Below are 7,837 nucleotides of genomic sequence, written 5' to 3'. Positions count from 1 at the left end.
CCTCCCCTAACCCCTCCCATCAAGGGAGGGGAAGCTCTTATGCCGACGCTGTCGGTACAAAAGGAGATGAAACTTAACCCATAGCACTATAATCTGTAATGAGCTTACTTTTTTAACTTGATTTTGAATAGATACATAATTTCTAACCATACAGGTCGAAATTTTTCCCTACCACTGTTGTTATTTCGCAACAAGTCTCATAAATAGGCCGATCTTCCAAAAACGGCCGGTTCCGACCTTATCTGCTTCCACCGGCTCCAATCTTGGCGCTTAAACTTTCCAGTCGTTTTTTTACCATCTCAGCCAGTTCGCCCCGGCCGTATTTACTTCCCGGATAGTTCTCCAGCAGCTTCCGATAAGCTGATCTGGCCCCAATGAGGTCGCCCATAGCCTCAGCCGAATCAGCCGCATGATACAGGGCATCCGGGGCCAGCTCGGAATTGGGATAGCTCTCCACGACCTTTTCCCATTCTGCCCTGGCCCGGGCCAGATCCTTATGCCAGGCATAATAAGATTCAGCTTTAGCATACTGGGCATGGGGAGCCCAATGGCTGTAAGGGTAATTTTTTGAAATCACATCATACTGCTTAATCGCTGATTCATAGTTCTGATACCGCTGAAATTCCTGGCCGGCGTCAAAGTGATCCTTGGCCAGCTCATCATTGACTCTTTGTCCGATCTCAGTCAAAGACTCCCTGGCCAGTTTAGCATATTGACTTTCCGGATATTCATCAATTACCCGTTGAAATTGGATATAGGCCGGGCCGATGGAGCCTTCTTTATAAAGCTCTTTCGCATGTTGATAGCTTTCCTCAGCCTTAGCCTCGGTAACCTTAGTCAGCACGCGATTTATCCCTTCAATGGCTTCATCCACATGGTCAGAGGTAGGATAGGCTTCTTTGACCCTTTGGAATCCTTCTAAGGCCCGTTCATAATCACCTAAATCATAATATTTCTGAGCGATGTCCAGGTCCCGTTTGGCCTGCTCATTTAAGATTTCTCTCTTGGCCTCGCCAATGGCCTTCTTGGCCGGGTCAACATAACTGCTCTCAGGATAGGTCAGGATCAATTGTTCTAATTTTTTGATGGCCCGCTGGTATCGGTCCTCGCCTAAATCCTGCAGGGCATCCCGGTAAAGTTCATAGGCGAGTTTATCCTCTTTTTTTCTCAAGAGATCGATCAGAATCTGATCAGCCTGCTCCGCCTGAGGAGTCAGGGGATATTGCCCGATAATCTTTCTTAAAATCTCAGCGGCCCTTTCTTCCTGTTTATCTTCAATGGCTTTAGAGGCCTCTTTCAGGAGCATAGCAGCCGCCTCTTCGTTTTCCTTAGAAGTCATTAATTGGACGGCGGTGCGGGCAAGCTCGGTGTATTCGCTTTCCGGAAAACGGTCTCTTAGGTCCCGAAAACTCTCCAAAGCCCCTTTATAATCACCGGCCTGATATTTTTTCTCCCCGGCTTCATAAGCCGCCCTGGCCGCCCGATAATCTTCATCGGTCAGTTCCTCTTCCACCTCTTTGAGCATGGTGAGCGCCGCCTCAAGGTAAGGGCTGTCAGGATACCCTTGAACCAGCCTCCGCAGGTTTTCTTTAGCCTTCTTGAGGTCTCCGGCGCGGTAAGCGGTATCCGCCTCATCATAAAGGGCCGTGGCGGTAATTTGATCCAACCTTCTGGTTATTTGTTGGAGCAAGTTTTGGGCTTCTTTATAGTAGGCGCTCTCCGGATATTGCTTCAGAATGGCTTCCAGATTAACACTCGCCCCCTCCGAATCACCTTCAGATTCTTTGCGTTTAGCTTCTTCCAAAAGGGCATTGGCCGCCAGATCAGCCATCTCCCTCTCGATTCGGGCCAAGGCATCTACGGCTTCATTGACCTCCGGGCCTTCAGGGTATTTGTCAATTAGGGTCTTGAAATCCCTTTTCGCTTCCTCTAATTTACTGCCTCTCAATTCCTCTCTGGCCTGATCAAATAATCTTTTGGCCTCTAATTTCCTCATCTCCTGAGTAATTTGCTTTACTGCATCCTTAGCTGACGGATTATAGCGACTTTCCGGAAAATCCTTCACGAATTGGTCAAAGACTGAGACGGCCTTTTCATAGTCTCCCAGATGATAATGGCACCAGCCCCGAGAATAAGCGGCGTAATCGGCATATTTGCTGGTGGGATAGGTATTCAGGAAGGCTTCATATCCAGCCAAAGCATCCACAAAATTCTTATTCTCGTAATCACATTCAGCCACCTTGAGCCTGGCATAAGGCGCGGCCTTACCGGAAGGGAAATGCCATAGATACCTTTTAAATTCCTCCCGGGCCTTAGCATATTCCCCGGTGTCAAAAAGGTCTTTGGCCCTGGTCAGGAGTTCCTCTTCATCTAATTTCGGGATAAAGCCCGCTTCTTCTTCGGCTCGGCCCGGCCCGCGAGCCACGCCTTTTAAATCTCTAAGCCAATCAAGGGAGTAATCAGCATAATCAGAGGCCAGACTTTTAGGTGATTTAGCCACCTCTTGGTATTCTTCGGCGGCCCGGTCAAACTCTCCTATCTGTTGATAGATATCTCCCCGTCGATTTTTAGCCTGGAGGGCAAATTCACCTTTAGGATAATGGTCGATTACCCGTTGGAATTCCTGAAGGGCCTCTTTCATCTTTCCTTGTCGATAGAGGCTTTCAGCTAAATAGAACTGGGACTTATCAGCCTCGGCTCCGTCAGGGAAAAGGGAAAGGTAGTTCCTGAATAGGGTTTCTGCTTCCGTTAATTTTCCGTCCCGAAAGGTATTATAGGCATGGGTATAGAGAGCGGCCGGATCACGCGGCTGGGCCAAGACAGCCGTGGCCAGCCAAAGGGGGAGGAGACAAAGAATGATTCTCCTGATTATTTTAGTATTTAGCATCTCTAAAGGACTTCCAGAGTAAATTGGAGCGGCCGATGGGACTCGAACCCACGACGTCAAGCTTGGGAAGCTTGCATTCTACCACTGAATTACGGCCGCCCAGTTACCACCGGTGTTTATTTCGGCTTTGCTTTATTAATCGATCATAATAACCTGAAGATATTTTACTAACTTCGACCGGGTTTGTCAAGGAATTTTTCCCATCTCCAAGTCCTGCCTCGGAAATAAAACCGGATGGAATACGAAGCTGGTTTCTTCGCCGCTTAGCCCAGGTAAGATACAGCCTTTCTTTGGCCCTAGTCATGCCCACATAGCAAAGCCGCCTCTCTTCTTCTAATCTCCCCTCGTCAATAGAATTGACGTGGGGGAAAAGACCGTTCTCCAGACCGGTAATGAAAACAACCGGAAATTCCAGGCCCTTGGCATTATGGGCCGTCATCAGACTAATTCGATTATTCTCTTCCCATTGGTCTATATCGGAAACAAGAGATGCCTCGACTAAAAAAGACTCCAGATCATCTATCTTTTCCATAGCCGCGACAAGTTCTTCCAAATTTCCCAGCCGGTCATCGGAATGATCGTCTTCCTTGAGGTAGTCCTGATAGCCGCTTTCCTCCATCACTTTAGTGGCCAAGGAAGAAGGTGAAAGCCCTTCTTTGAGCTGTCTGAAGTAATTGATCAACTTCAGGAAGCTGGCCACGGCTTTGCCGGCCCTTGAAGGCAGGAGCTGGCCTTGTCCGGCCAGGTCTAAGGCCTGATATAGGGTAGTGCTATGAGTTTGGGCTATTTCCTCCAGAGTGCTAATGGTGCGGTCACTAATACCGCGTGGGGGAAGGTTGATAATCCGCTTCAAGCTTACCGAATCAGCCGGATTGACTATCACTCTGAGATAGGCCAAGATATCTTTGATTTCGCGCCTCTGGTAAAAGCTCGTGCCGCCAACAATGGTATAAGGCATCATGTTTTCCCTGAAGATTTCTTCCAACACCCTTGACTGGGCATTGGTTCGATAAAAAAGGGCAAAATCAGACCATGGCCGCTGCTCGGTATGCTTGAGAAAATCAATCTTCCGGGTGATAAGGCGGGCCTCCTCGTATTCATCGATGGCCGAACAGCATTCAATCTGTTCCCCATTTTCTTTGGCCGTCCAGAGTGTCTTGCCCTTTCTGCCCACATTATTCCGGATAAGATCACTGGCTGATTTAAGGATTTGTTTGGTCGAACGATAATTTTGTTCCAGCCGGATGACCCGGACTTCCGGATAATCGTGTTCAAAGTTAAGGATATTAGTCAGATCAGCCCCCCGCCAGCTATAGATGCTCTGATCATCATCCCCGACCACACAAATATTATGATGTTTGGCCGTTAGCATCTTAACCAGCCGGTATTGAATGTGATTGGTATCCTGGTATTCGTCCACCATGATATGTTTAAATCGATCCTGATAAATATTCAGTGTTTCCGGGGACTTCTGCCAGAGTTCAATGACCTTGCCCAGTAAATCATCAAAATCATAGGCCTTGTTCTCAGCCAGTCTATCCTCGTAAAGTTCATAGACCTGTTTAACTACCCGGTGAAAACGATATTCCACCGGATACTCTTGGGGTGAAATCAGCCCCTCTTTGGCCCGGCTGATGGCCTTAGCTACCGCCGTAGGATTATAAACCCCTTCATCGATATTCAGGTCTTTCAGGCAGTCCTTGATCAGTCTGGTTCGATCAGCCTCATCATAAATGGTAAAATCCTGCCCGGCCCTCCTCAGGATCCGAACACAGGTAGAATGAAAGGTAGCTACCCAGACGGATTGAGCGGCCATGCCGATCAGTTTTTCCACCCGCCCCTTCATTTCCCTGGCGGCCTTATTGGTAAAGGTCATAGCCAAGATACTCCAGGGTTCTATCCCCTGTCTCAGTAAATAAGCAATCCGGTGGGTAATGACCCTTGTTTTTCCTGACCCGGCTCCGGCTAAAATAAGAAGAGGGCCATCCAGATGGGTCACGGCCTCCCGTTGGGGGGGATTTAATTCTTCCAAAATAGATATCATCGCCCGGCCTCCCGTCGCCATCAAACAATCCTCGATGCTCGAGGCTCGATGCTCGATCCTCGATGCTCGATGTTCGATCCTCGATGCTCGATGTTCGATACTCGATCCTCGATGTTCGATACTCGATCCTCGATGCTCGATACTCGATGCTCGGTGCTAGTAAAGGATCCAGTGTCCAGTATCGAGTATCCAGTATCGAGCATCGAGCATCGAGTGTTTGCCGCTGCCTGGCAAATTTCTCTCGTGGCCTACTCAAGTTGAATAAATGGCTAAAGGATCTTTTGTAAACGAATCTAAGAGCCCGTCTGAAAAGTTGATGCGTTAATCAGCCCCGTAGGGGCAAAATGTTTATAGTAGCCGTTTTTCTCATAAACCCAAGCTCCGTTAGGAGCGAAATGTTCAAGAAGTAAACTTAGCAAAACGAACATGTCGCCCCTAACGGGGCTAAAAATAACGGTGGGCGCTCATGTCTATAAACATTACGTCCCTAACGGGACTTTTCAGACAGCCTCTTAGTGTCTTTGTGGCTGAACACTTACCGAGTATCGAGTGTCCAGTATCGAGTATCCAGTATCGAGCATCGAGCATCGAGTGTTTGCCGCTGCCTGGCAAATTTCCGACCTGTACGGTTAGGAATTACAAGCAATTCTCCTCAAACCTGAAAGGTTTGAATTTTACATAACCACAGGTGAAACCTGCGGAAACGAAACATCTACTACAGCTCAACCCTGAAAGGGTTGAATCTATGTGATGGATAATATTCGACCCTTGCAGGGTCGAGCGTTGCGGGTGTATTTATCTTCCGTAGCTTGCATCTACGGCTATTTAAAATTTGACGCTTTCAGCGTCAGTAGTCTACAACCTTAACTGCACAGGTCGCAAATTTCAGTTGATTTTGGGTAACTATTCAGCCACTAAGGCACAAAGATTACTAATAGCACACGGATTGCACGGATATTCTAGTGGCTTTGTGGCTGAACGGTTACGATTTTGAATTATATACCAACTGGGCACCGGTTGTCAAGGATTTTCGACCTGTGAAATAGGTTTATACAAATATCCCCCAATAGAGGGTGATAAGGTGAGAAAGAGAATAAACAGATCGCTCCTATGGAGCTAATTTGTTATGAGAGATATATTCTACAAACATGTCGCTCCTCTGGAGCTAACCTGAATAAAGCTCCGTAGGAGCAATCTGTTTGTAGTAATTTCGCAAAAGCAATATATTTGCAGCTCCGTAGGAGCGACCTGTTTTTAGTAGTAGTAGAGCTTGAATATCTATATCATGGAAAGTTTTTTGCCTCTTATTTAAACCTATTTCACAGGTCAAGGATTTTTGGAGATAATGACCAACTAAAGATGTTGACAACCAAGTGATAATTGGGTAGAATACTGACCAAATGGTGAATCACAGCCACGGAGGCAACATAGAGGCAGCCGTCAGGGAATTCGCCCTTTCCGGCTCAGAGATTATCGACTTCTCCGCCAATATAAATCCTCTCGGTTACCCGCCTCAGCTACCGGAAATTATTAAATCAAACATCGGCCGGATCATCCATTATCCTGATCCTAAGGCACTTGCCTTGAGGGAGAAATTGGGCGAAAGATTCTCTCTTGACCCTCGGACAATCTTAGTCGGAAACGGTTCGACAGAACTAATCTACCTCATGCCCCGGGCCTTAAAGCCAAAATCAGCCGGCCTGATTGTGCCTACCTACAGTGATTACGAAAGGGCCTTGCGCCAGGTTGAAACGGCGATTGCCTTTATCGGCACTAAAGAGGAAGACGATTTTACCTTAAACACTCTGGAGTTTGCTCCGGGAACTGAGATGGTTTTTCTGGGTAATCCTAATAACCCTACGGGAACTTTATTAGAAAAAGACTTTCTCCTGGAGGTGATCCACTGTAACCCGGGTACCATTTTTGTCGTCGATGAGGCCTTTATTGATTTCCTCCCCCGGCCTGAAGAATACTCCTTGATAAAAGAGGCCGTTGAGCTGGCTAACCTGGTGGTTTTACGGTCTATGACCAAATTCTTTGCCCTGCCCGGCCTCAGGCTGGGATACCTGGTGAGTTCCTCTAAAATCGTCGAATCCTTGGAGAAATACCAAGAGCCGTGGACAATTAACACCCTGGCCCAGGCGGCCGGTGAACACATTATCTTTGAGGATGAATATATCCGTCGAAGCCGAGATTTTATTTCTACGGAAAAGGACTTTTTCTACCAGGCGCTGGCTCAAATCGGACCCTTTTATCCCTTCAAGCCTTCGGTTAATTTTATCCTCGTCCGGATGGCGGAGGGCAGATGGTGGAACAAAAAATCCAAAATCCAGGGGGCTGATCAACTTAGAAAGGTTTTAATCAAGGAGGGGTTTCTTATTCGTGATTGTTCCAGCTTCAGGGGATTAGATAGGAGATTCTTTCGCCTGGCGGTCAGAACCAGGCAGGAAAATAGAGGGATTGTTTCTGCCTTGAGGAGAATAGCCCATAGGTCTAAATATTCTTCTTATAATGGACCCAAACATCGGACAGTATGTTAAGTTACAGTTGAGGTCAAAAAAGAGGAGGTCGATGAAGAAAATGAGGGCAAATTATCCCCCGGCCTTTAAGGCAAAAGTAGCATTAGATGCAATAAAAGAGGAGAGGACCACATCTGAATTGGCAAGTCAGTATCAGGTTCATCCTGGGCAGATAAGGAACTGGAAAGCTATAGCAAGCAATGGCATAACAGAGTTATTTATAGGGAAAAGGCAGAAGGCCGATCAAGATAAAGATAAGCTTATACCTGACTTTCGCCAATACAAAATCTCTACATTGCAACTCTTTCTATTATAAATAGTTACAGGTGCAGAGTTGTATTGCCTAATAATATTCTAAAGCTTGTGTCATAAGATGCCGATATTTAT

At 46.9% G+C, this 7,837-nt stretch carries 6 protein-coding genes and 1 tRNA gene; 4 read left to right on the top strand and 3 right to left on the bottom strand.

Features of this window, described 5'->3' with window-relative positions; translation table 11 throughout:
- Window positions 1-238: 238 nt before the first annotated feature.
- The 3 genes from bamD to AB1797_11275 form a co-directional block, all read right to left on the bottom strand.
- Window positions 239-2,887, bottom strand: coding sequence for an outer membrane protein assembly factor BamD (gene bamD, locus AB1797_11285; protein MEW5768182.1), 2,649 nt, complete (start codon window positions 2,885-2,887; stop codon window positions 239-241).
- A 24-nt stretch (window positions 2,888-2,911) separates the two neighbouring features.
- Window positions 2,912-2,986, bottom strand: a tRNA-Gly gene (locus tag AB1797_11280).
- 4 nt (window positions 2,987-2,990) lie between these two features.
- Window positions 2,991-4,931, bottom strand: a complete 1,941-nt coding sequence (locus AB1797_11275) for a UvrD-helicase domain-containing protein (protein MEW5768181.1) — start codon at window positions 4,929-4,931, stop codon at window positions 2,991-2,993.
- A 34-nt stretch (window positions 4,932-4,965) separates the two neighbouring features.
- On the opposite strand from AB1797_11275, the gene AB1797_11270 reads away from it, so the two are divergent.
- The 4 genes from AB1797_11270 (at window position 4,966) to AB1797_11255 (ending at window position 7,766) form a co-directional block, all read left to right on the top strand.
- Window positions 4,966-5,091, top strand: coding sequence for a phosphotransferase (locus tag AB1797_11270; GenBank protein MEW5768180.1), 126 nt, complete (start codon window positions 4,966-4,968; stop codon window positions 5,089-5,091).
- Window positions 5,043-5,192, top strand: coding sequence for a hypothetical protein (locus AB1797_11265; protein MEW5768179.1), 150 nt, complete (start codon window positions 5,043-5,045; stop codon window positions 5,190-5,192). Before AB1797_11270 ends, AB1797_11265 begins: the two co-directional genes overlap by 49 nt.
- A gap of 1,139 nt (window positions 5,193-6,331) precedes the next feature.
- Entirely contained in the window at window positions 6,332-7,471 is a 1,140-nt protein-coding gene (cobD, locus tag AB1797_11260; protein MEW5768178.1) for a threonine-phosphate decarboxylase CobD, read from the top strand.
- Window positions 7,472-7,502: 31 nt separating this feature from the next.
- On the top strand, window positions 7,503-7,766 hold the full coding sequence (locus AB1797_11255) for a transposase (protein MEW5768177.1): 264 nt from the start codon (window positions 7,503-7,505) through the stop codon (window positions 7,764-7,766).
- Window positions 7,767-7,837 lie beyond the last annotated feature (71 nt).

The organism is bacterium (assembly GCA_040753085.1).
GTDB lineage: Bacteria > UBA9089 > JASEGY01 > JASEGY01 > JASEGY01 > JASEGY01.
Note: the sequence above shows the minus strand (reverse complement) of the source record. Positions and strands in the feature narration are given on the sequence as shown.